The sequence below is a fragment of the Paenibacillus sp. A3M_27_13 genome (genome assembly GCF_024213315.1).
Taxonomy (GTDB): domain Bacteria; phylum Bacillota; class Bacilli; order Paenibacillales; family Paenibacillaceae; genus Paenibacillus; species Paenibacillus polymyxa_B.
The window spans coordinates 464,766-484,395 of sequence record NZ_JANAVE010000001.1 but is presented as its reverse complement, the minus strand read 5'-3'; the positions used below and the strand labels follow the sequence as shown (position 1 = coordinate 484,395).

At 46.8% G+C, this 19,630-nt stretch carries 23 protein-coding genes; 22 read left to right on the top strand and 1 reads right to left on the bottom strand.

Annotation, left to right across the window (positions count from 1 at the left end; translation table 11 throughout):
* Positions 1–29: 29 nt before the first annotated feature.
* The 16 genes from trpD (at position 30) to NLX82_RS02155 (ending at position 14,180) form a co-directional block, all read left to right on the top strand.
* On the top strand, positions 30–1,076 hold the full coding sequence (gene trpD, locus NLX82_RS02230; RefSeq protein ID WP_023989165.1) for an anthranilate phosphoribosyltransferase: 1,047 nt from the start codon (positions 30–32) through the stop codon (positions 1,074–1,076).
* Complete coding sequence (gene trpC, locus NLX82_RS02225; RefSeq protein ID WP_023989164.1) at positions 1,066–1,860, top strand: indole-3-glycerol phosphate synthase TrpC; 795 nt, start codon at positions 1,066–1,068, stop codon at positions 1,858–1,860. Before trpD ends, trpC begins: the two co-directional genes overlap by 11 nt.
* Positions 1,857–2,528, top strand: coding sequence for a phosphoribosylanthranilate isomerase (locus tag NLX82_RS02220; protein ID WP_023989163.1), 672 nt, complete (start codon positions 1,857–1,859; stop codon positions 2,526–2,528). The genes trpC and NLX82_RS02220 overlap by 4 nt, the downstream gene beginning before the upstream one ends.
* Positions 2,525–3,721 carry a tryptophan synthase subunit beta gene (gene trpB, locus NLX82_RS02215; protein ID WP_023989162.1) on the top strand — a complete coding sequence of 399 codons (1,197 nt, stop codon included), beginning with the start codon at positions 2,525–2,527 and terminating at the stop codon, positions 3,719–3,721. The genes NLX82_RS02220 and trpB overlap by 4 nt, the downstream gene beginning before the upstream one ends.
* Positions 3,718–4,524: a tryptophan synthase subunit alpha gene (trpA, locus tag NLX82_RS02210; RefSeq protein WP_023989161.1), complete on the top strand. Its 807-nt coding sequence runs from the start codon at positions 3,718–3,720 to the stop codon at positions 4,522–4,524. Before trpB ends, trpA begins: the two co-directional genes overlap by 4 nt.
* A gap of 57 nt (positions 4,525–4,581) precedes the next feature.
* Positions 4,582–5,685, top strand: a complete 1,104-nt coding sequence (gene hisC, locus NLX82_RS02205; protein ID WP_023989160.1) for a histidinol-phosphate transaminase — start codon at positions 4,582–4,584, stop codon at positions 5,683–5,685.
* Positions 5,686–5,711: 26 nt separating this feature from the next.
* Positions 5,712–6,800 carry a prephenate dehydrogenase gene (locus NLX82_RS02200; RefSeq protein WP_068941606.1) on the top strand — a complete coding sequence of 363 codons (1,089 nt, stop codon included), beginning with the start codon at positions 5,712–5,714 and terminating at the stop codon, positions 6,798–6,800.
* An 809-nt stretch (positions 6,801–7,609) separates the two neighbouring features.
* The gene (locus NLX82_RS02195; RefSeq protein ID WP_013310707.1) at positions 7,610–8,206 is read left to right on the top strand and encodes an RNA polymerase sigma factor; all 597 of its coding nucleotides are present in this window, start codon (positions 7,610–7,612) and stop codon (positions 8,204–8,206) included.
* Positions 8,203–8,829 (top strand): hypothetical protein, encoded by a 627-nt coding sequence (locus NLX82_RS02190; protein WP_025723085.1) that lies wholly within the window; start codon positions 8,203–8,205, stop codon positions 8,827–8,829. The genes NLX82_RS02195 and NLX82_RS02190 overlap by 4 nt, the downstream gene beginning before the upstream one ends.
* Positions 8,830–8,897: 68 nt before the next feature.
* Complete coding sequence (locus NLX82_RS02185; protein ID WP_023989155.1) at positions 8,898–9,500, top strand: histidine phosphatase family protein; 603 nt, start codon at positions 8,898–8,900, stop codon at positions 9,498–9,500.
* Positions 9,501–9,666: 166 nt separating this feature from the next.
* The gene (locus tag NLX82_RS02180) at positions 9,667–10,776 is read left to right on the top strand and encodes a hypothetical protein (RefSeq protein WP_068941609.1); all 1,110 of its coding nucleotides are present in this window, start codon (positions 9,667–9,669) and stop codon (positions 10,774–10,776) included.
* 52 nt (positions 10,777–10,828) lie between these two features.
* Positions 10,829–11,335, top strand: a complete 507-nt coding sequence (locus NLX82_RS02175; protein ID WP_025723088.1) for a gamma carbonic anhydrase family protein — start codon at positions 10,829–10,831, stop codon at positions 11,333–11,335.
* A 22-nt stretch (positions 11,336–11,357) separates the two neighbouring features.
* Positions 11,358–11,537: an IDEAL domain-containing protein gene (locus tag NLX82_RS02170; protein ID WP_013371655.1), complete on the top strand. Its 180-nt coding sequence runs from the start codon at positions 11,358–11,360 to the stop codon at positions 11,535–11,537.
* A gap of 173 nt (positions 11,538–11,710) precedes the next feature.
* A complete protein-coding gene (locus NLX82_RS02165; RefSeq protein ID WP_028540646.1) occupies positions 11,711–12,355 on the top strand; it encodes a DUF1405 domain-containing protein in 645 nt (214 codons plus the stop codon).
* 2 nt (positions 12,356–12,357) lie between these two features.
* On the top strand, positions 12,358–13,254 hold the full coding sequence (locus NLX82_RS02160; protein ID WP_028540647.1) for a GNAT family N-acetyltransferase: 897 nt from the start codon (positions 12,358–12,360) through the stop codon (positions 13,252–13,254).
* Positions 13,255–13,334: 80 nt separating this feature from the next.
* Positions 13,335–14,180 (top strand): sporulation protein YpjB, encoded by an 846-nt coding sequence (locus NLX82_RS02155; RefSeq protein WP_023989150.1) that lies wholly within the window; start codon positions 13,335–13,337, stop codon positions 14,178–14,180.
* 77 nt (positions 14,181–14,257) lie between these two features.
* Here NLX82_RS02155 and NLX82_RS02150 read toward each other — a convergent pair whose 3' ends face one another.
* Positions 14,258–15,127 (bottom strand): YitT family protein, encoded by an 870-nt coding sequence (locus NLX82_RS02150; protein ID WP_023989149.1) that lies wholly within the window; start codon positions 15,125–15,127, stop codon positions 14,258–14,260.
* A 214-nt stretch (positions 15,128–15,341) separates the two neighbouring features.
* Here NLX82_RS02150 and NLX82_RS02145 point away from each other — a divergent pair, with 214 nt between their 5' ends.
* The 6 genes from NLX82_RS02145 (at position 15,342) to bshA (ending at position 19,628) form a co-directional block, all read left to right on the top strand.
* Positions 15,342–15,671: a nucleotide pyrophosphohydrolase gene (locus NLX82_RS02145; RefSeq protein ID WP_023989148.1), complete on the top strand. Its 330-nt coding sequence runs from the start codon at positions 15,342–15,344 to the stop codon at positions 15,669–15,671.
* A gap of 50 nt (positions 15,672–15,721) precedes the next feature.
* Positions 15,722–16,240, top strand: a complete 519-nt coding sequence (locus tag NLX82_RS02140) for a tetratricopeptide repeat protein (protein ID WP_023989147.1) — start codon at positions 15,722–15,724, stop codon at positions 16,238–16,240.
* 31 nt (positions 16,241–16,271) lie between these two features.
* Positions 16,272–17,075, top strand: a complete 804-nt coding sequence (dapB, locus tag NLX82_RS02135; protein ID WP_023989146.1) for a 4-hydroxy-tetrahydrodipicolinate reductase — start codon at positions 16,272–16,274, stop codon at positions 17,073–17,075.
* 56 nt (positions 17,076–17,131) lie between these two features.
* Complete coding sequence (gene mgsA, locus NLX82_RS02130; RefSeq protein WP_023989145.1) at positions 17,132–17,569, top strand: methylglyoxal synthase; 438 nt, start codon at positions 17,132–17,134, stop codon at positions 17,567–17,569.
* Positions 17,566–18,258 carry a bacillithiol biosynthesis deacetylase BshB1 gene (gene bshB1 / locus NLX82_RS02125; RefSeq protein ID WP_023989144.1) on the top strand — a complete coding sequence of 231 codons (693 nt, stop codon included), beginning with the start codon at positions 17,566–17,568 and terminating at the stop codon, positions 18,256–18,258. The genes mgsA and bshB1 overlap by 4 nt, the downstream gene beginning before the upstream one ends.
* A gap of 206 nt (positions 18,259–18,464) precedes the next feature.
* On the top strand, positions 18,465–19,628 hold the full coding sequence (gene bshA / locus NLX82_RS02120) for an N-acetyl-alpha-D-glucosaminyl L-malate synthase BshA (RefSeq protein WP_023989143.1): 1,164 nt from the start codon (positions 18,465–18,467) through the stop codon (positions 19,626–19,628).
* Positions 19,629–19,630 lie beyond the last annotated feature (2 nt).

The following is a 19,630-nucleotide window of genomic DNA, read 5'->3' as shown; positions in this document are numbered from 1 at the left end:
AAAAATCTGATTTTGAGGAGGAGACGACAATGGAACGACATGACATGATGCAAGTGGGGTTAAGCCGGATCATTGAGGGACAGCATCTTTCGCGTACGGAGGCCCGTAGCGTAATGGAACAAATTATGAGTGGAAATGCTACACAGGCGCAAATTGGCGGGCTACTGACGGCTCTTCGCCTCAAAGGGGAAACGGTAGATGAAATCACTGGTTTTGCCGAGGCTATGCGTAGCTACGCTAGTCCAGTGCAAGCTGAAGAAGGCAGTGGTCGTCTGCTGGACACATGTGGCACTGGAGGTTCGGGTATTCACAAGTTTAATATTTCTACGATATCCGCGATCATCGCAGCTTCGGTGTCAGTACGGGTAGCAAAGCATGGCAATCGTTCTGCAAGTGGCCGTGCCGGGAGCGCTGATGTCCTGGAGGCGTTGGGAGTCAACATTCATTTGACGAGTGATCAGGCTAGGTCTTGTCTGGACCGAATCGGCATCTGCTTTTTATTCGCACAGCTGTATCATCCGTCTATGAAGCATGCCGCTGCGCCGCGCCGTGAGCTGGGTGTGCGGACGGTATTCAATATGCTTGGTCCTTTGACGAATCCGGCTGGTGCGGATCGGCAGCTGTTGGGCATTTATGACGCCAATAAAACGGAAGTCATTGCCGAGGTATTGAACCAGCTAGGCTCCAAACGGGCCATGGTTGTCAGTAGTCTGGATGGACTAGATGAAATTAGTATTTCAGCTGCGACACGAGTATCCGAGCTGAAGGACGGCAAGGTTCACACGTTCGAGCTTCATCCGTCGGATCTGGGCTTGCAGACGCATTCTCTCGATCAGGTGCTGGGCGGCGACGCACAGGTTAACGCAGATATCATAAGACGAATTTTGAACGGAGAGCATGGATCTTATCGGGATGTTGTGTTAGCGAATGCAGGAGCGTGCATTTATGTATCAGGCGCGGCAGCCACCTTGACGGACGGAGTAGCACGAGCGGCAGAAGCCATTGACTCGGGACTGGCACTTTCCAAGCTAGATCAATTAATACAGGCAACGGGGGAATATCAATATGTATCTTGATAAAATTGTGGTGACGAAGCGACAAGAAGTGGAGCAGCTTAAGAAGCATTTTCAAATAAGTAAAGCTGAACGATTAATTGCTGATTTATCTGCGACGAGAGGATTTGAAAATGCGATCGCGAGCGGACGCAACCGTCCGCTCGGACTGATTGCTGAGGTGAAGAAGGCTTCCCCATCCAAAGGGTTAATTCGACCGGATTTCCACCCTGTGGACATTGCACGTGCATATGAGGGAGCAGGAGCGGATTGCATTTCTGTACTGACAGATGTGACGTATTTTCAGGGGAGCCCTGAATATTTACAGCAAATTCGCGATCAGGTGAAGATTCCGCTGCTGCGAAAGGATTTTATCATTGATGAACGGCAAATATATGAAGCTCGTCTGCTGGGAGCGGATGCGGTGCTGTTGATTGCCGCTATCCTGGAACCGCGTGTATTAGGGTCCTTTTTACAGATCGCCAAGGACCTCGGGCTGGACGCATTGGTAGAGGTGCATGACAGTGAGGAGCTTAAAGCGGTGCTGGAGCTGGGGACAGCAACCTTAATTGGCGTAAATAACCGAAATCTGCGGACATTCGAGACTCGTCTCCAGACGACAGAGGAGCTGATCTCACTAATTCCTAAAGGGGTTACGTTCATCAGTGAAAGCGGAATTGCGGGACCGGAAGATGTAAAGTATCTGCATTCGGTAGGTGCACACGGTATCCTGGTCGGGGAGCATCTGATGCGCAAGGAAGATGTAGGACAGGCTGTAGCCGAATTGATGGACGGGATTATAGCATGAACAAAACGGGCATAAAAATTTGTGGACTTCAAAGCGTTGAAGTGCTAAAATCTATGGTAAACTTACCGGTCGATTATATAGGTTTTGTGTTTGCCGACAGCAAGCGCCGGATTGACGGCGTACAGGCTGGAGAGCTGCTTCGCGTATTGGATGAATGGACCTCAGGCAGCAGACCGCGCAGCGTGGGTGTATTTGTGAACCCTGGTGATGCACTGTTAAATGATGTGATGGAGAAAGCACCCTTGGATGTCATACAGCTGCATGGACAGGAGAGTCCGCAGCGCTGTCGGGAGATCAGGGAGCATTTTGGTATACAGGTATTCAAGGCATGGTCTGTGGACAGTCAAGGACAGCTAGAACGCTCGGCGGACGAATTGGATGCCTATGTCGGGGCAATTGACGCTTTACTGCTGGATACATACGATCCCCTGTATGGTGGCGGCTCCGGAAAAACGTTTGCGTGGGATCGAATTCCTGCCTATCAGGCTTGGACTCATCAACATGGAATTCCTTTGTTTGTAGCCGGCGGGCTGACTGCCGATAATGCGGAAAAGCTAGTTCATGAGTATCATCCCGATGGGCTGGATGTATCCAGCGGTGTAGAGACGAACGGAGTCAAGGACATTGCAAAAATCACAGCATTCGTAGAAAGGGTGAAGCAGGCATGACACAATTACCTGATAACAACGGACGTTTTGGAACATTTGGAGGACGTTTTGTACCGGAAACGTTGATGAACGCACTGATTGAATTGGAGGAATCCTACCGTAAGTACGCGGATGATCCCGAGTTTAAAGCAGAGTTGAACGGGCTCCTAAAGGACTATTCTGGTCGGGAAACGCCGCTTTATCATGCGGAGCGTCTGAGTCAGCATTTGGGCGGGGCTAAAATTTACTTGAAGCGCGAAGATTTAAATCATACCGGTGCCCACAAAATCAATAATGCATTAGCTCAGGGTTTGTTGGCGAAGCGTATGGGTAAACAGAAGGTCATTGCTGAGACAGGCGCAGGACAGCATGGTGTCGCGACAGCGACTGTGGCTGCGTTGCTCGGATTGGAATGCAAGGTGTTTATGGGCGAAGAGGATACTGTGCGCCAGCAGCTGAACGTCTTTCGGATGCAGCTTTTGGGTGCAGAGGTCATTCCGGTGACATCGGGTACACGTACACTTAAGGATGCCGGGAATGAAGCTTTGCGTTACTGGGTCAGCCATGTCCATGATACGTTCTATATTTTGGGTTCAGCTGTCGGTCCGCATCCGTATCCGATGATGGTGCGGGACTTCCAACGTGTGATTGGTGATGAAACACGTCGCCAGATCCTAGAGAAGGAAGGCAGACTTCCGGATGTCATCGTGGCAGCGATCGGTGGCGGAAGCAATGCCATCGGCATGTTTTATCCTTTTATTCAGGATCAGGGTGTCGCTTTGATTGGCGTGGAGGCCGCTGGAAAAGGTGTCGAAACGGAATTTCATGCAGCTACGATGACCAAGGGAACACAAGGGGTCTTCCAAGGCTCTATGAGTTATCTGCTTCAGGATGAGTACGGACAAGTGCAGCCTGCGCATTCCATCTCGGCTGGACTGGATTATCCAGGTGTTGGACCGGAGCATTCATACCTGAAAGATATTGAGCGGGCCAAGTATGTTCCGATTACCGATCAGGAAGCGCTGGATGCGCTTCAGCTTCTCTGCCGTACCGAAGGAATACTTCCTGCATTAGAGTCGGCACATGCAGTTGCACAGGTCGTCAAGCTGGCACCTACGTTGACGGCAGATGATATTATCGTCATATGTTTGTCTGGACGCGGGGATAAAGATGTGGACTCCATTATCAAGTATTTGGGAGGAAATCCGTCATGAATTTAATTGATCAGGCGTTTGGTCGCCTTAAAAATGAAGGCAAAACGGCATTAATTCCTTTTCTGACGGTAGGCGACCCGGATGTGGATACTACAATAGAGATCATTAGGCAGTTAGAGTCGGCCGGAGCTGACATATTGGAACTGGGTGTACCCTATTCCGACCCACTGGCTGACGGTCCTGTAATTCAGCGCGCGTCTGAGCGTGCACTGAAACGGCAAATTTCCATCCGCACGTGCATGGAGACAGCTTCTCTGGCTAGGGCGGCAGGTTCAAGCCTGCCTTTTATTCTGTTCACGTATTATAACCCTGTATTACAGATGGGTATGGATGCTTTCTTCGCAGGCTTGCAGGAGCACGGTATCAGTGGTCTGATTATTCCGGACCTTCCGCTTGAGGAAGCGGAGGAGCTGGGAGGACGGGCAGCAGAGGTGGGTGTGCATCTGATTCCTTTGGTGGCTCCAACTTCTGAACAGCGGATCGAGCGAATTGTCCGTCAGGCCCGAGGATTTGTATACTGTGTATCCTCGCTGGGTGTAACCGGGGAAAGAGCTTCCTTTTTTGAAGGTATAGAGGGCTTTATCGCGCAGGTCAAACGGCATACGGATATTCCGGTAGCGGTCGGCTTTGGGATCTCTACTCAAGAGCAGGTAGCCCGGTTTTCAAACATTTGCGATGGAGTTGTGGTCGGCAGTGCTATTGTACGTCAGGTGGAAGAAGCCATTCCATTGCTGAATGATTCTGCGCGCAGGCAAGAAGGTCTTTTGCAAATTCATAATTTTGTGGCACAATTAAAGCAGTAATGGCTGTCAAAATAGAAAGTAATAAATATGTTCTGATTGGATAGAGGAGGTAGGGGCATGCAACCTAAACCGCATATTGTACATTTGCCAGTATATCAGCCCGGTAAACCGATTGAAGACGTAAAACGTGAGCTGGGACTCGATGAAGTCATCAAGCTCGCCTCGAACGAGAATCCGTATGGTAGCTCTCCCAAAGTGTTGCAGGCCATTCAGCAGGAGTTTGCTAACATTAGTGTATATCCTGACGGAAGTGCCGTAGCTTTGACACAGGCACTAGCTAAACGGACGGGTTTAAAAGAGGAACAGTTTATCTATGGCTGCGGATCTGACGAAATAATTGCGTTGATTACGCGTGCTTTTCTCCTTCCCGGGGAAGAAAGCATTATGGCCGATCAGACATTTTCCGTATACAAAAGTAACGTAGAAATTGAGGGAGCGGTTGCAGTTGAGGTGCCTTTGCGTGACGGTGTACATGATCTGGATGCTATGCTGTCCCACATCAATGACCGTACGAAAATTATTTGGATCTGTAATCCAAATAACCCGACGGGCACGATTGTACCCGAAGCAGAGCTGATTGCGTTTTTGGACCAAGTACCAAAGCATATCATGGTTGTACTGGATGAAGCCTACGCCGAGTTTGTGACGGATCGCTCGTATCCCGACGGCATTCGTTTGTTGCCAGCGTATGAAAACCTGGTTGTACTACGCACCTTCTCCAAAATCTATGGGCTTGCTTCGCTGCGCATTGGTTATGGTATGGGAGCTGAGTCAATCATTCGCTTGATAAATCAGGTTCGTGAACCGTTTAATACATCACGGGTAGCACAGGCTGCGGCCATTGCTGCCTTGGAAGATCAGGAATTTGTTCAAGAATGCCGGGATCGTAATGCAGAGGGCAGAGCTTATTTGCAAAATGAGCTGAAGCGTCTGGGACTGGAGTCTTTCCCGGCACATGGTAATTTTATTATGCTGGATGTACGTCGTCCATCCGGTGAAGTATTCCAGGAGTTGCTTCGTAAAGGTGTGATTATTCGCGCAGGTCATCACAAATATCCGACATATATTAGGGTGTCGGTTGGATCACAGCCGCAAAATGAGTTGTTTATTCGTGCGCTGGAACAGGTCCTGGGGGCGGAAGCGGCGAAAGTACGCCTATAATTTCCGCAGATGGGATTTGATAATTGATGAAGATTGCCATTTTCGGCGTGGGACTGATTGGTGGGTCCCTCGCACTTTGTTTTAAAGGGAAGCCGAATATTACTGTTGTCGGCCATGCTCATCTCCCTGAACTGATGGAACCGATGTTAAGCCGTGGTGTCGTGGACACCGCGACTCTCTCGGTTGAAGAAGCGGCAGCGGATGCCGATTTTATTTTTTTATGCGTACCTGTGGGCTTACTGGAGCATTATCTCGAACTGTTAAGCAAGTTACCGCTTAAAGCGGGTTGTATTATCACTGATGTAGGCAGCACGAAATCGGCAATTGCCAAGAAAGCATCAGAAATTTCTTTGCGCAACGCTTACTTTATCGGTGGTCATCCGATGGCCGGTTCAGAGCGTTCCGGTGTAAAGGCTGCTTCCGCGTTGCTGTTTGAAAACGCATATTATGTGCTTTCCCCGGCAGAGGGTGTGCCTGAGGAAGCATACAGTTCACTGGAACGTTTGTTAAAATATACTAGTGCTCATGTTGTGCGTGTCCAACCTGATATGCACGATGACATTGTCGGCGCGATTAGCCATCTTCCGCACATTATTGCAGCGGCGCTGGTGAATCAGGTGCGAAAGCACAATGATGAAAATCCGTTGTACCGTACATTGGCCGCCGGTGGGTTCCGTGATATTACACGGATAGCCTCTAGTGATCCGGTTGTGTGGCGGGACATCTTACTGAGCAATCGTGAAGTTTTACTAGGTCTGTTGGAAGAATGGAACGGACAGATTGAGCGTTTTACCCATTTACTGAGAATACAAGACGGTGAGGGAATAGCTGACGAGTTTTTGACAGCTGGGCACTTCCGCAGTGAACTGCCAGAGCGTCGCAAAGGAGTCATCGTCTCCACGTTTGATCTGTATATTGATGTACCGGATACCCCAGGGATTATCGGGCGAATTGCTATGGAACTCGGTAATCACAGCATTAATCTGAGCAATATGCAAATCATTGAAAGCCGGGAGGATGTCCCAGGCATCATGCGGCTTTCCTTCCGTCAAGAGCAGGATTGGGAGCGTGCTAAGACTCTGCTGGATTCGATGGGCTATAAAGTGGTGGTATAGGAAGGAAAGTGAGATGTTCGTTAAGGAGGCCGCTTCGCGATTCATTTGATCTTACGATCGCTGTTGCCGCCGGATTTTTTTCGATCAGATTCTTTAATGGGAAAATCCGGCGGCAAAGGCGAACGCTCCGCTTCTCCAGATTCAAATGAACCTCTGCGCTACTGACCGCCTATAAAGCAACACACACTTTCTGGGAGTGAAGTAGTAGAAAAGATCTAGAGCGGACGAAGGTTTCTTCGTCCGCTTTTTTTAAAGCTCCTTTTTTTGAATAAAAAAAAGACCACCCGGGCAAAGCCCCGGGTGGTAGCTACTTTTAGTGAAGTAGCTGAGTAGGATAGGAGTGGAGAGAAACCATACTGTACTTTTATTATATGTATACGTTTTCATTTTGTCAATATTTTTTTAAAGCGTTTTCTTTTTGTGTATTTATCCTTATTGGTGCATTTGAAAAGAACACTTTCAATCGGTTAGTCATTTAATCTTGAAAAAATTTAAAATCCATTGAAAAGCTGTATAAATGAATTAGTTGCCAGCGTTAGGGAGGCATTGATGGAAATCGTGGGGATTTTGGACTTTTTTACTGGCGGTCATTTTGTGGTACAATGGGTAAGTCCATTTTGGATGTTGAATATTGTTGGGGATAGCACCGTTAATGTTGGCACTACATAGGGTAAGAAAATAACAAATGTTCCATGATGCTGTTTCATCCATTTGCGCAGAGGGCGCAACTTTTTTTGACCTGTTCGGTATATATAGACAGAATCGAACGGGAAAACAGCACATGTATGGGCGAGGAGGGTCTCACTCGGATGATGACAGATTCCCAGATGATTCAGGAAATCAAACAAGGTAATGTTGAGGTTTATTCAGAATTAATGAGGCGGCACCAACGTAAAATTTTAGCTTTTGTTTATCATATGCTGAAAAGTTCGAACCTGGAAATGATTGCTGAGGACTTATGCTCAGAGACGTTTTATAAAGCGTATCGGAGCCTGCACTCTTTTCGCGAGGTAGACGCATCGTTCTCCACTTGGTTATATACAATTGCACGCAATACGGTGCTAAGTGAGCTTCGCAAGCACCGTAGCGGTCAGGTTCCATTGGAGGAGAGCGGTTATGTACCGGTAGCTCCATCGGATGTAATTCCGGAGCAGGCCGTCCTTCGCGGTGAGAAGGTAGAGATGGTTCGTGAAGCGATCAATAGATTGCCTGAGAAGCAGCGATCTGCGCTGATTTTGCGTGAATATGAGCAATTAGATTATCAGGAGATTGCGACTATTTTAGGACAGACGGTCAGTGCGGTGAAGTCATTGCTTTTCCGGGCAAGAACCAGTGTGAAGACGCAGTTGGAGCCTTATTTTTTTGAACCTCTCTATGAGGAAAACGAAGGGATGAGCAGCCAATGAAATCCAGGGACACTGAGGATTTGTTCGCTACAGGCAAAAATGTATCGAAACAAGACTCGGAGCGCAGACGGGCCAAAAGCTCGTCTGCTGGGTGGGAGCATGGTTCGGAAGAAAAAGAGTGGGATTTGTCAAAAGAAAATCGATCCGCCATTCGTGATATTTCCTTTGAAATAACAGATGATAAGCTAGAGGCAATGAATCGCAGGGTCATGGATCGAATTTATGAAGAATCACCGTGGCTTGTTCCGGGCGAGCATCGACGTGCGCGTGTGAACCCAGCAGCCCGTAAGTATATGTCTGTATGGATCGCCGGCTTCTTGGCCGTATTTTTATGCAGCTTTTTGTTTTTGAACTGGAATGGAAGCTCCTCTCAGGAAAATCCCCCTCAAGCAGCTCCTGTCATGGACACTGGTATTTTACCGACAGGCCTGTTGGAAACTACAAGTACATCTCCACAATATCAATACCACATTAAAGATGTGAATAGTGGCATTATGGACCCGCTGGTTGCTAGCATTGTTCCTACTTATCCGCAATACTGGATGCTGTTGTCTGTATTGGCACTTGCGCTTGCTTTATTTTCTCTGGGCTGGATCCATCGGGCGAGAAGGGTCAGAAATTAGCAGGACAGCTGGTCCAATATGAATTCATAATAATGACTGAATAACAAAACAGCGGAGGAAACGACACGATGCTTATTGGCTTGATCAGACATGGATTGACGGATTGGAACGCGGTAGGGAAAATCCAGGGCCACAGTGATATTCCGTTGAATGAGGAAGGGCGCAGACAGGCACGCCTGCTAGCAGAACGATTAAAGGAAGAGCCTTATCATTGGGACGGGCTTATTACAAGTAGTCTCTCCAGAGCGAAAGAGACTGGGGAGATTATTGCTTCTGCTCTGCATCTCCCGTTGTTAGAGCCTGATGATCGACTAAGAGAACGTGCTTATGGTCAGGTCGAGGGCATGACACAGGCCGAGCGTGAAGAGAAGTGGGGAGTCGACTGGCATCTGCTGGATCTAGGGCAGGAAAGCGATGCGGATCTTCAGCTTCGTGGGCTAGCTTTTATGGAGGCCATTTGGACGGGAAATCGGGACAAGAATCTGCTGGTCGTTTCCCACGGCGGTTTTTTGGCTAATTTGTATAAGGCTCTGTATCAGGAAAAATTCACGGAACGAATCGGCAATTTGTCACTTAGCGTACTCCAGCGTGAGGATATGGATTGGGCACCACTTTTGTATAATTGCACGAAGCATTTGCAAGAGAAAAGTGACTGTAACTCAAAAAGTTAGTAAAAGACCAAGGCTTCTACTTATCGTAGAAGTCGTGGTCTTTTTTGTTTTTTAATTATAGCTTTGCAAAAAAAGAGGTTTAGAGTCTGAACAATCCGTCAAAGCTGTGGGTACAACAGGTAAGAATCAATTCCGGATGACAGTCCAGTGACGAGGCGATGGAACAATGAATCTGGCGGATATGCTGACATTTGCGGATATTGTGCATTTGAACAGAATCGCGGTGTATTACGATTGTGACTGTAAACCTAATTCCAAGCATGAGTTGATCCAGGGGATTTTGACGAAGCTCGGCAGCAGTAGTTTTTTTGAGACGCAGGTCAAGGAGCTGAGGTTGTCAGAGGTAAGGTTTTTGAACGCGCTGCTGTTCGATGACCGACCGTATTTCAGCATGGAGGAATTGGTTGCAATAGCCAAACAGTCTGTTGAGGAGGACGAAAGTCCTGGTGAGCGGCCAAGGGATATTGTGACCCGTCTGCGTTCTAGTGGCTGGTTGTTCAATGGTTCGACGCACAATACGAGGTATTTGTTCCAAATTCCGTTGGATATGAAGGAGCGCTTTCGACGTGTTATGGTACATGACTTCCAAAGCGGAATGACCCGGGTGAGCGAACCGTCGTCGTACCGGGATGAAGGGCATCTGCTGGCAGAGGATTTACGACTTTTCCTTCAATACATGGGGCAGCATGAGGTTCCGCTAAATCCCGAGGGAGCTTGGTATCGTCGCAATCAGCAGCAGCTGATGGAGCATTTGCACATTGCGGAGCCGCTTTTGGGTAAGGGAGGATGGCGTTTCGGGTATGGCTCCTCTTTTAAGTTTTATCCAGACCGAATGGCACTACTGTATGATTATGCCCGTCACTCCAAGTACATTGAGGAGAAAGGGGACCAAGTTGTGCTGACGACAAAGGGAGAAGCGCATCAGGAGCATACAATTGAGCAGGAAATGATACAGCTATTCAGGTTTTGGTTAAGATTGTATAAAGGAGCCGTTCCTAATTTGCTCTCTCTAGTCTACTGGATTGGAGAATGTGCCAGGCCTTGGACGTCCTCAGAGTCGCTTTTTGTACATATCGGCCCACTGATTCGACCGTTTTACTATGATACGCCCCGTTCGGTCTTTGATCAGAGGATTATACGAATGATGCTTCACTTGGGTATGCTTCGTCAGGGTGATCATTCGACAGGACCATCTGTACAGATGACGGCCTGGGGGCTGAAGTTGGCGGGAGAGTGCCGCATTGGGCGGAACGACTCGGGTATACGGCTCCATTGACAAGCAGCACACATGTTGATAGAATTTCACCCAAAATGAGAGGGTGAAGTTGATGCTGATTCACTATAACGGAAACATGCCACAGCTCCATTCATCTGTCTATGTGGCAGAAGGAGCAAAAATTGTCGGAAAAGTAACGATCGGTCAAGATTCCTCTGTATGGTTTAATGCCGTACTGCGCGGAGATATGGCGCCTATCATCATCGGTGAACGCTGCAATATTCAGGACGGTGTCGTGGGACATGTGAACACGGATCAGCCCCTGTTGCTGGCGGATGACATTTCGGTAGGTCATGCTGCAATAATCCACGGTTGTACGGTAGGCAAAGGCACTTTAATCGGTATGGGGGCCATTGTACTCAACGGAGCGGAGCTTGGTGAATATGCTTTAATAGGAGCAGGGTCGGTCGTTACGGAAAATACCAAAATACCACCCTATACTCTTTCTCTCGGTACACCTGCCAAAGTGGTGCGCGAATTGACAGATGCAGATTTGCAGCGGATGTCACGAACGGCACTCAGCTATGTGGCGAAAGGAAAAGAATATAGGATCTCTTAAACTCATGTTGGAGGTGCATCCTATGGATAAAATGAAGGTTACTTATGAAGTAATGTTGGGCCTGTCTGCTGAGATGGTTTTGGACGAGGCATTACGTAAACACCGGAGTGAAAAACTCTACAAGGATATTGATGAGGCGCTAGCCTCCGGAGATGAAGTAGCTTTTCGTCATCTTACGGATGAGCTGAAAGCAATGAGTTAGAACAATTTTAGGAACCCTAAGTTGGATTTCAGACAAATCGTTAGTTCGAGATTATAATCATCAAACCTGACTGTAGCGGCGGTCAGGTTTTTTTGATACGCTTGGATATGATATAGTCTTTGTAGGATGGAGCCTGTACAAGGTAACTGTCGTATGAACGGAGGATGAAGGACGTGTCGTTATCTTATTTGTGGAGCCGGTCGTTCTTGACGAGCCGGCCTTTTTTGTGGCTGCTGTTCTGGTGTAATTTTGTGGGAACAGTGTATGGGTACATATGGTATGGGGGGCAGTTGGAATATACACTAAATTATCACCCGTTGTGGCAGATTGTATTTGTGCCTGATAGTCCGACGGCGAGTCTGTTTTTTACGATCTCTATAGCATTTTTGCTCTATTCTCCGCATCTCAAGAGCTTAAAGGTCATTCGCCAGATCATGGAGGCGTTGGCTGTTGTCACGAGTGTAAAATATGGCATCTGGGCTTCGGCTATTATTTTTTGGGGAGTCGCGCAGGGGGGACACATGATATGGCAGGATTGGATGCTGGTGGCATCTCACACGGCAATGGCGGTCGAAGTGTTACTGTTCGTGCGTTTTTTCACCTGCAAATGGACTGCTTTATGCCTAGCTGCACTCTGGACATTGTTAAATGATACGATGGATTATACATTTGGCATATATCCGTATCTTCCGAAGACGCTAACGGATGATGTACCGCAAGTGCGTGCTTTTACCTATATGCTGACCCTTGTCAGTATCATAGCGACATGGCTTGCCATGTTTGGGCGCAATCGAATGGGAGTAGAAGTGGAGAAATAGAGATGAATATTGTTATAAGCCAAAAAGAATATATATTTAAAAAAGGAATCCGTGATGATCTTAAAATAAGAAAGAGCTTTAATCAATTAGCCAAACAAAGCTTTGGTTTTGATTTTGAGGCTTGGTATCAATTGGGCTTTTGGAATGATAAATATATCCCTTACGTACTTTTAGATGGGGAGGCTGTTGTGGCTAATGTATCTATAAGTCTGATGGATTTTTGTTTGTCGGGTGAAATAAGAAAGTATATCCAAATCGGAACTGTAATGACGGATACCAACTATAGAAATCAAGGGTTGAGCCGGTTTTTAATAGAACGTGTATTAGAAGATTGGCAGGGCAACTGTGATGCTATGTATTTGTTCGCAAATGATAGTGTGAAGAATTTTTACCCTAAATTCGGGTTTGTTTCGGTACAAGAATATCAATTAAACCGGAAAGTAACCGCAAACAACGTAGACATTAAAGTTGAGAAATTGAACATGGAAGAGCAGTCGGATTTAAATTTACTGAAAAATAAAAGTGCTAGATTAAATCCGTATTCACTTTTTGCTGCGAAAAGTAGTGAATGGCTGGTCTTATTCTATGCCATCTCGTTTTTTAATGATAAATTTTGGTATATACCTCAATACGATACGATTGTGGTTGCAGATTTTGAAGGGGATACGATGAATTGTTACGATATTTATGGAACGGGCGAAATTCCTATGGATATCATACTGTCAGCGGTAACGAAACAAGAAACGAAGAAGGTTGTTTTTGGCTTTACACCAAGAGAACAGGAAGGCTGCAATATTTCTCTGTTGAAACAGGAAGATACGACGCTATTTTATAAAACTAAAGATCAAAACACATGTAAAGAAAACCAACGAATGTTTCCTATTTTGTCCCGGGCATAACCCGGCTTCAAACGATTCGTCCTAAAGCAAGTTCTAGTCCCGGTAACCTTGCCATACAGTAAGGTGAGGAGGGATGTCCCATGTTTAGGGGTCAGGCGTTTCAAATTATGATACGTATTGTTTCGAGTGTTGTTTTATCTATGGTCCTGCTGCTATCTGTCTGCGTCCCTCCAGGTGTGGCAGAAGCGCGTGATCAGTCAAAACCCATAGGAAATACAAAAGAAATTGAGGAACTAGATCATGCAGCTGCGATACTGTACCGGGATGTCATGGACGGGAACATTGAAAAAGCGCGCGCGGATGTAGCCGAGGTGAGTCGATGGTTTGGCACCGGACAGGTGCAGGCAGCGTTATCTGTAGAGGCCATTCATGCTTTGTCCGGCAGCATCCTTGAGGTGCAGCAAGCTACACAGTCCGTCCAAGCATCACCGGATGAGTGGGTGAAGGCTGCGGCCAATTTACGACTTGCGACCGATGCGCTTGCACATCCGCGTCAGCCTTTATGGCAGCAGTATTATAAGATTTTAAAAGAAGATGTTAGTGGCTTGAACAGCCAGTTTGCTAAAGGTAACATGAAGGGTTTCAAAGCTGGAGCCGCAGTGCTGGAGGACCACTATGAGACGATCCGTACAGCAGCATTGATTCATGGCAGAACAAGTGAAGTTGTCCGGGCTGATTCATGGATTTCCTACGTCAAAGGTTTGGGGGATCAGCAAAATGCAGATGCCTCAGCGATTAGAGGGGCGTTGGATCAGGGGAATCCGACGTTTAATGCCTTGTTTGGACGTGAAAAAGACGCCACTGCCCTGGCGCCATTTATCCCGCGTGAAAGTGAGCGCCGGGCAGAATTGGCAATCGGCATGATTGTTCTGCTGGCGCTGGTCTATGCAGGTTATCGTAAATATCGAGCTGGTCTCTCTGGATAACGATGCAAAATTCAAACATTCGCGTCGTTGGCTGCTGAGCCATCCATATAGGTTAGCCCATCGCCCGGATTTCCGGGCTATTCCTCTTTGAACCCCTCTCCATGTACATCATGCACATCCTGTATGATAATAAACGCCCGTGGATCAACCGATTTAACAATTTGGTGCAAACGTCGTATTTCCTGACGAGGCACGACACAATAGGCAACATGCTTGGCCTGCTTGGAAAATGCACCTACAGCCGGAATAATAGTAACTCCGCGATCCATGTCCCTAATAATAATATCCGCAATGTCCATCGTGTGGTCGCTGATAATCATAAAGGCTCTGGCGGAATAGGCCCCTTCTTGTATAAAATCAATAATCTTGGACGCGATGAACACGGCGACTAATGTATATAGAATTTTTTCTTTTGGTATGTAAAGTAGTGAAGCACCGATAATGACAATATCAATGACCAGCAGAATCCTTCCCATACTCCAGCCAAACTTCCGGTTTAGAATACGAGCGATAATATCCGAGCCGCCCGTGGTGCCGCCAAAGCGGAACACAATACCTAACCCGGCCCCAAGCGTAACCCCTGCATATAATGAAGAAAGTATAAAATCGTGTTCAGTCTGAAACGTTCCCATCCATCCGAAATGAATCATTTTTTCAAATAACCACAGAAAAAAAGTGAGCGACCCGATACCTACCCCTGTATATAGAATTTGCTTGCCCCCAAGCATTTTCCAACCAATTAAAAATAAAGGAATGTTCAGAAGTAATGTGGAGAGAGAGGGTGAAATCGAAAAAGCATAATTAAGCAGCAGGGTGATCCCTGTAATACCACCTTCCATCAGTTTACTGGGTATAATAAAATAAAGCAGACCGAATGCATAAATGGCGGTCCCGAGCACAATGGATAAAATCATTTTAAGCTGTTCCATGGACTTGGATATCTTCATATAATCCCTCGCAGTAGCAGTTTAAGGAAGAACGACTTCATGCTGATTTTGCTAAATCGCAGCTCCTTATATGTAGTATACCTTTTTACGCTAGCTTTAAAAGACTGATGACTGTAAGTTGGGATCATAAGTACACAATTAAAAAAAATTTGTTTTAAAATGTGCTTTACGATAACATATGAATAAACCTGCACATGGGGGGATTGCGTGTTTCATGGAAAAATCATTAGATGAAATTCAACGTGAGGTAGACCAGTATATATCTCAATTTAAGGAAGGGTATTTTAGCCCTTTGGCGATGTTGGCCCGGATGTCTGAGGAAGTCGGGGAACTGGCGAGGGAAGTCAATCACTCCTTTGGTGAGAAACCGAAAAAAACGGATGAGGCGGACAATTCCATTGAGCTAGAGCTGGGGGACATTTTGTTCATCACAGTTTGCTTTGCGAACTCACTAGGTATAAATTTGACCGAGGCTCATGATAAGGTCATGCAAAAATTTAACACGCGTGACGCGAATCGCTGGACTAAAAAGGACACCGATTAGGCGTTTTGTACATATGCTGTACCAAACCGGTTACCCGGAGGTGCAGTGTCATGAAGGCGGAGGAATACGTTCAGAAAGCTTATCAGTGCATTTTGCAGAACGATTTTGAGCAGGCCGTGGAATGGTTTGAAAAAGCAATTTCAGCCCAGCCTGATCATGCGGAGCATTATTTCCGGTGCTCAGTTACCTATGCTCGCAGTGGTCGTTTGGAGCAGGCTCTCGCATATGCAGAGCATGCGGTTCGTCTCGCTCCACAGCAGGATGAATATATTCTCCATCTGCATGCGCAGGAAGCCAGGCAGCATACGGAGAAGGCCAGAAAAATGCTGGATGTTGACAGAGCTACGCCACAGGTGCGTCAGGATGCGATTTTACTACTGGAACGAGCAATAGCCCTCGATCCGTTATGTGGGGATGCTTTTTTGCTGCTCGCATTGATTTATGACGAATTGAATGAGTATAAGCTGGCTGTGCAGGCTGCTCGTGAGGCGGCTGCACTGTTTCCTCACAATGTGCAGCTTGCCAACCTCATGAAGAAGTTATGCCAGCAGATGAATGAACAGATCTAACACAAATGGATGCATAAGGAGTTGTAGGGATATGTCAGAACCAATAAAAGTGGCTGTTGTAGGAGCAGCAGGGCGTATGGGCCGTGAAGTTATCAAATTGGTTCTTCAGGATGAGGAACTACAGCTTGTGGCCGCAGTGAACAGAACACATGCCGGCAGTGATGCCGGCCTTCTCGTCGGACTACCGGAAGCGGGTATCGCTATTGTGGAGGATGTGGAGCAGGCTTTACTGGAGAGTCGTGCGGATGTCATGGTCGATTTTACGGGGCCGCGTTTTGCGTACGCACATACAGCGCTTGCTATCAAGCATGGAGTTCGTCCGGTTATCGGAACGACAGGGTTTACCCCCGAACAGATTGATGAACTGGACAAGCAGTGTCGTGAGCAGCAGATTGGCGGTCTGATCGCGCCAAACTTTTCGATTGGAGTCATTTTGATGATGCGGTTTGCGGCTCAGGCAGCGAAATACTTCCCACATCTGGAAATCATCGAATATCATGGTGACCAAAAATTGGACGCGCCATCGGGCACAGCCATTAAGACCGCAGAACTGATCGCCGAACAGCGTGAAGAGTTACGACAGGGTAACCCGGAAGAGGAAGAAACGTTAGAAGGATCACGGGGGGGTTACTATCAAGGGTTCCGTGTTCACAGTGTCCGTCTTCCCGGTGTGTTCGCACAGCAAGAAGTTATATTCGGAGGGTTTGGACAATCTCTGAAAATTCGTCAGGATTCTTATGAACGGGCGGGCTATATGCCGGGTGTTAAAATCGGTATTCAGAAAGTCATGGAGCAGCCAGGGCTTGTATATGGATTTGAGCATTACATCGATTAAGAATACGCGAATGATTTGACGAATGAAATTATAGAATGAGGCAGGAGGAACTTTGAATGTTAAAGATTGCATTTATAGCGCATGACCGAAAAAAGGATGAAATGGTAAATTTCATAACGGCCTATGAGCATGTTTTTACAGATCACCAGTTATTTTCAACAGGTACAACAGGTCTGCGCATTATGGAGCAAACCAAGCTTCAAATTCATCGTTTCATGTCCGGGCCGCTTGGAGGAGATCAGCAAATCGGGGCTATGGTTGCGCAAAATGACATGGACTTGATTATATTCTTGCGTGATCCGCTCATGGCACAACCGCATGAGCCGGACATTAGCGCCTTGTTACGTTTGTGTGACGTGCAGGGGATCCCTTTGGCAACTAACGTTGCAACTGCTGAAATACTGGTCAAAGCACTAGACCGTGGCGATTTTGCTTGGCGTGAGCTGGTACATAAATATAAACCGGGCATTGACCAGCAGGGTGATGTAAAATGACGCTGGACATCCTGATTTTCGGAGCCCATGCCGACGATGCAGAAATAGGAATGGGTGGCACGATTGCCAAGCATACAGCCGCTGGTTTAAAGGTGGGCGTGTGCGATTTGACGCGGGCTGAAATGTCATCCAATGGTGATGTGGATACTCGTATGTCAGAAGCTGAACATGCTTCGAAAGTGCTCGGGCTTGCTGTGCGTACGAATTTGGGTCTACCTGATCGTGGATTAAATGTCACTCCTGAACATGTAGCTGCAGTTACAGCAGAAATTCGACGCCATGCACCTAAAGTTGTATTCGCTCCTTATTGGGAGGATCGGCATCCAGACCATGTCATGTGCAGCAAGTTGGTGGAGGAAGCGGTATTTAACGCCAAGTTGCGACGTTTTATGCCAGAAAATCCTGCGGTACAGGTAGAGCAATTATATTTTTATTTTATTAATGATATTGGCAGAACGGATTTGATTGTGGATATTACCGAGCATTATGAAGCCAAGGAACAGTCGTTGTTGAGTTATGCTTCGCAATTTCAGGCAACGCCTGGAAAGGATACAGTATCCACACCATTAAATCAGGGATATGTAGAACGCGTAAAAGCTCGTGACTCGTTGTTGGGTCAGCGCAAACTGATTTCGTATGCAGAAGGCTTTGCGTCCAAAACGCCATATCTGGTTAAGCTATTCACATAAGGATTTTGCAAAAATCCAATAAGCGACTTCCAATGATAAGATATAGATCGAAAGGGTTTAGTTTGTCTATATCTTGTACTTCGGAGCGATTGGAATCGAATTTTGCAAAATCCTGACATAAGAATTCTATACTTGAGCATTTTGCAGAATGTTAAAATAAATCGGTAGAAAAGTTATCACTGATGAGCGGAAGGAGGCAGCTTAGCTTGAATGACAAACTGAAAATTGGAATTACCTGTTATCCGTCGCTGGGTGGTTCCGGCGTAGTGGCTACTGAGCTGGGCAAGTTGCTGGCAGAAAAAGGGCACGAGGTTCATTTTATTGCCAATAGCATTCCGTTCAGATTAGGCGGGGCGTTCCAGAAAAATATTTTTTATCATGAGGTTGAAGTTAACGATTATTACGTGTTTAGATATCCGCCATATGATTTGTCACTGGCGACCAAAATGGCCCAAGTCGCACAAATGAAGAATTTGGACGTACTCCATGTTCATTATGCGGTACCACATGCAGTATGCGCTTACTTGGCGAAGGAAATGGTGGGTGATCATCTGAAGGTGGTAACCACCTTGCACGGTACGGACATTACCGTGTTGGCACAGGATGAGTCGTTGAAGGACCTGATTCGGCTGGCTATTAACAAAAGTGACGCTGTGACAGCGGTTTCCAAGGATTTGATTCGGGAGACGATAGATGCGTTGGAAATTACACGGCCTATTGATTTAACCTACAATTTTGTAGATAAACGGGTATATTATCCACGAGATGCCGCTGCGCTTAGAAGTGATTTTGCCCAACCGCATGAAAAAATAATGATGCATATTTCCAATTTCCGTCCTGTCAAAAGGGTGGGAGATGTGTTGGATATATTTGAAAGAGTGCAACGTAAAGTACCTGCGAAGCTTCTGTTGGTGGGGGAAGGACCGGATCTTCCAAAAATCCGTTGCAAAATCGAGACTTTAGGTCTGCAAGATAAGGTCTTCTTTTTAGGTAAGCAGGATCAGATCGCAGAAGTGATTTCTATGGCAGATGTACTGCTGCTTCCCTCGGAAAAAGAAAGTTTTGGTCTGGTTGCGCTGGAAGCAATGGCCTGTGGAGTGCCGACTATCGGTTCTCAGGCAGGGGGAGTACCTGAACTCGTTGTGCATGGAACTACAGGGTATCTTGCTGAAATCGGTAATACGGAGGCAATGGCTGATTATGCAGTAGAGCTGTTGTCCGATGAAGCGATGGCGGAACGTTTCCGTGAAGCGTGTCTGACACGCGCCCGTACAGTTTTCTGTGATAAGCTGATTACCCGTCAATATGAAGAGATATATTACCGTGTGTTGGGACGCGAGGTGCCGGATCTTAAACCGATCAGCGTTTAAGG

Bases quoted from the DNA above. Each gene is read 5' to 3' on its own strand.
- trpD (WP_023989165.1), top strand. From the start codon at position 30: ATGGAACGACATGACATGATGCAAGTGGGGTTAAGCCGGATCATTGAG.
- trpC (WP_023989164.1), top strand. From the start codon at position 1,066: ATGTATCTTGATAAAATTGTGGTGACGAAGCGACAAGAAGTGGAGCAG.
- NLX82_RS02220 (WP_023989163.1), top strand. From the start codon at position 1,857: ATGAACAAAACGGGCATAAAAATTTGTGGACTTCAAAGCGTTGAAGTG.
- trpB (WP_023989162.1), top strand. From the start codon at position 2,525: ATGACACAATTACCTGATAACAACGGACGTTTTGGAACATTTGGAGGA.
- trpA (WP_023989161.1), top strand. From the start codon at position 3,718: ATGAATTTAATTGATCAGGCGTTTGGTCGCCTTAAAAATGAAGGCAAA.
- hisC (WP_023989160.1), top strand. From the start codon at position 4,582: ATGCAACCTAAACCGCATATTGTACATTTGCCAGTATATCAGCCCGGT.
- NLX82_RS02200 (WP_068941606.1), top strand. From the start codon at position 5,712: ATGAAGATTGCCATTTTCGGCGTGGGACTGATTGGTGGGTCCCTCGCA.
- NLX82_RS02195 (WP_013310707.1), top strand. From the start codon at position 7,610: ATGATGACAGATTCCCAGATGATTCAGGAAATCAAACAAGGTAATGTT.
- NLX82_RS02190 (WP_025723085.1), top strand. From the start codon at position 8,203: ATGAAATCCAGGGACACTGAGGATTTGTTCGCTACAGGCAAAAATGTA.
- NLX82_RS02185 (WP_023989155.1), top strand. From the start codon at position 8,898: ATGCTTATTGGCTTGATCAGACATGGATTGACGGATTGGAACGCGGTA.
- NLX82_RS02180 (WP_068941609.1), top strand. From the start codon at position 9,667: ATGAATCTGGCGGATATGCTGACATTTGCGGATATTGTGCATTTGAAC.
- NLX82_RS02175 (WP_025723088.1), top strand. From the start codon at position 10,829: ATGCTGATTCACTATAACGGAAACATGCCACAGCTCCATTCATCTGTC.
- NLX82_RS02170 (WP_013371655.1), top strand. From the start codon at position 11,358: ATGGATAAAATGAAGGTTACTTATGAAGTAATGTTGGGCCTGTCTGCT.
- NLX82_RS02160 (WP_028540647.1), top strand. From the start codon at position 12,358: ATGAATATTGTTATAAGCCAAAAAGAATATATATTTAAAAAAGGAATC.
- NLX82_RS02155 (WP_023989150.1), top strand. From the start codon at position 13,335: ATGTTTAGGGGTCAGGCGTTTCAAATTATGATACGTATTGTTTCGAGT.
- NLX82_RS02150 (WP_023989149.1), bottom strand. From the start codon at position 15,127: ATGAAGATATCCAAGTCCATGGAACAGCTTAAAATGATTTTATCCATT.
- NLX82_RS02145 (WP_023989148.1), top strand. From the start codon at position 15,342: ATGGAAAAATCATTAGATGAAATTCAACGTGAGGTAGACCAGTATATA.
- NLX82_RS02140 (WP_023989147.1), top strand. From the start codon at position 15,722: ATGAAGGCGGAGGAATACGTTCAGAAAGCTTATCAGTGCATTTTGCAG.
- dapB (WP_023989146.1), top strand. From the start codon at position 16,272: ATGTCAGAACCAATAAAAGTGGCTGTTGTAGGAGCAGCAGGGCGTATG.
- mgsA (WP_023989145.1), top strand. From the start codon at position 17,132: ATGTTAAAGATTGCATTTATAGCGCATGACCGAAAAAAGGATGAAATG.
- bshB1 (WP_023989144.1), top strand. From the start codon at position 17,566: ATGACGCTGGACATCCTGATTTTCGGAGCCCATGCCGACGATGCAGAA.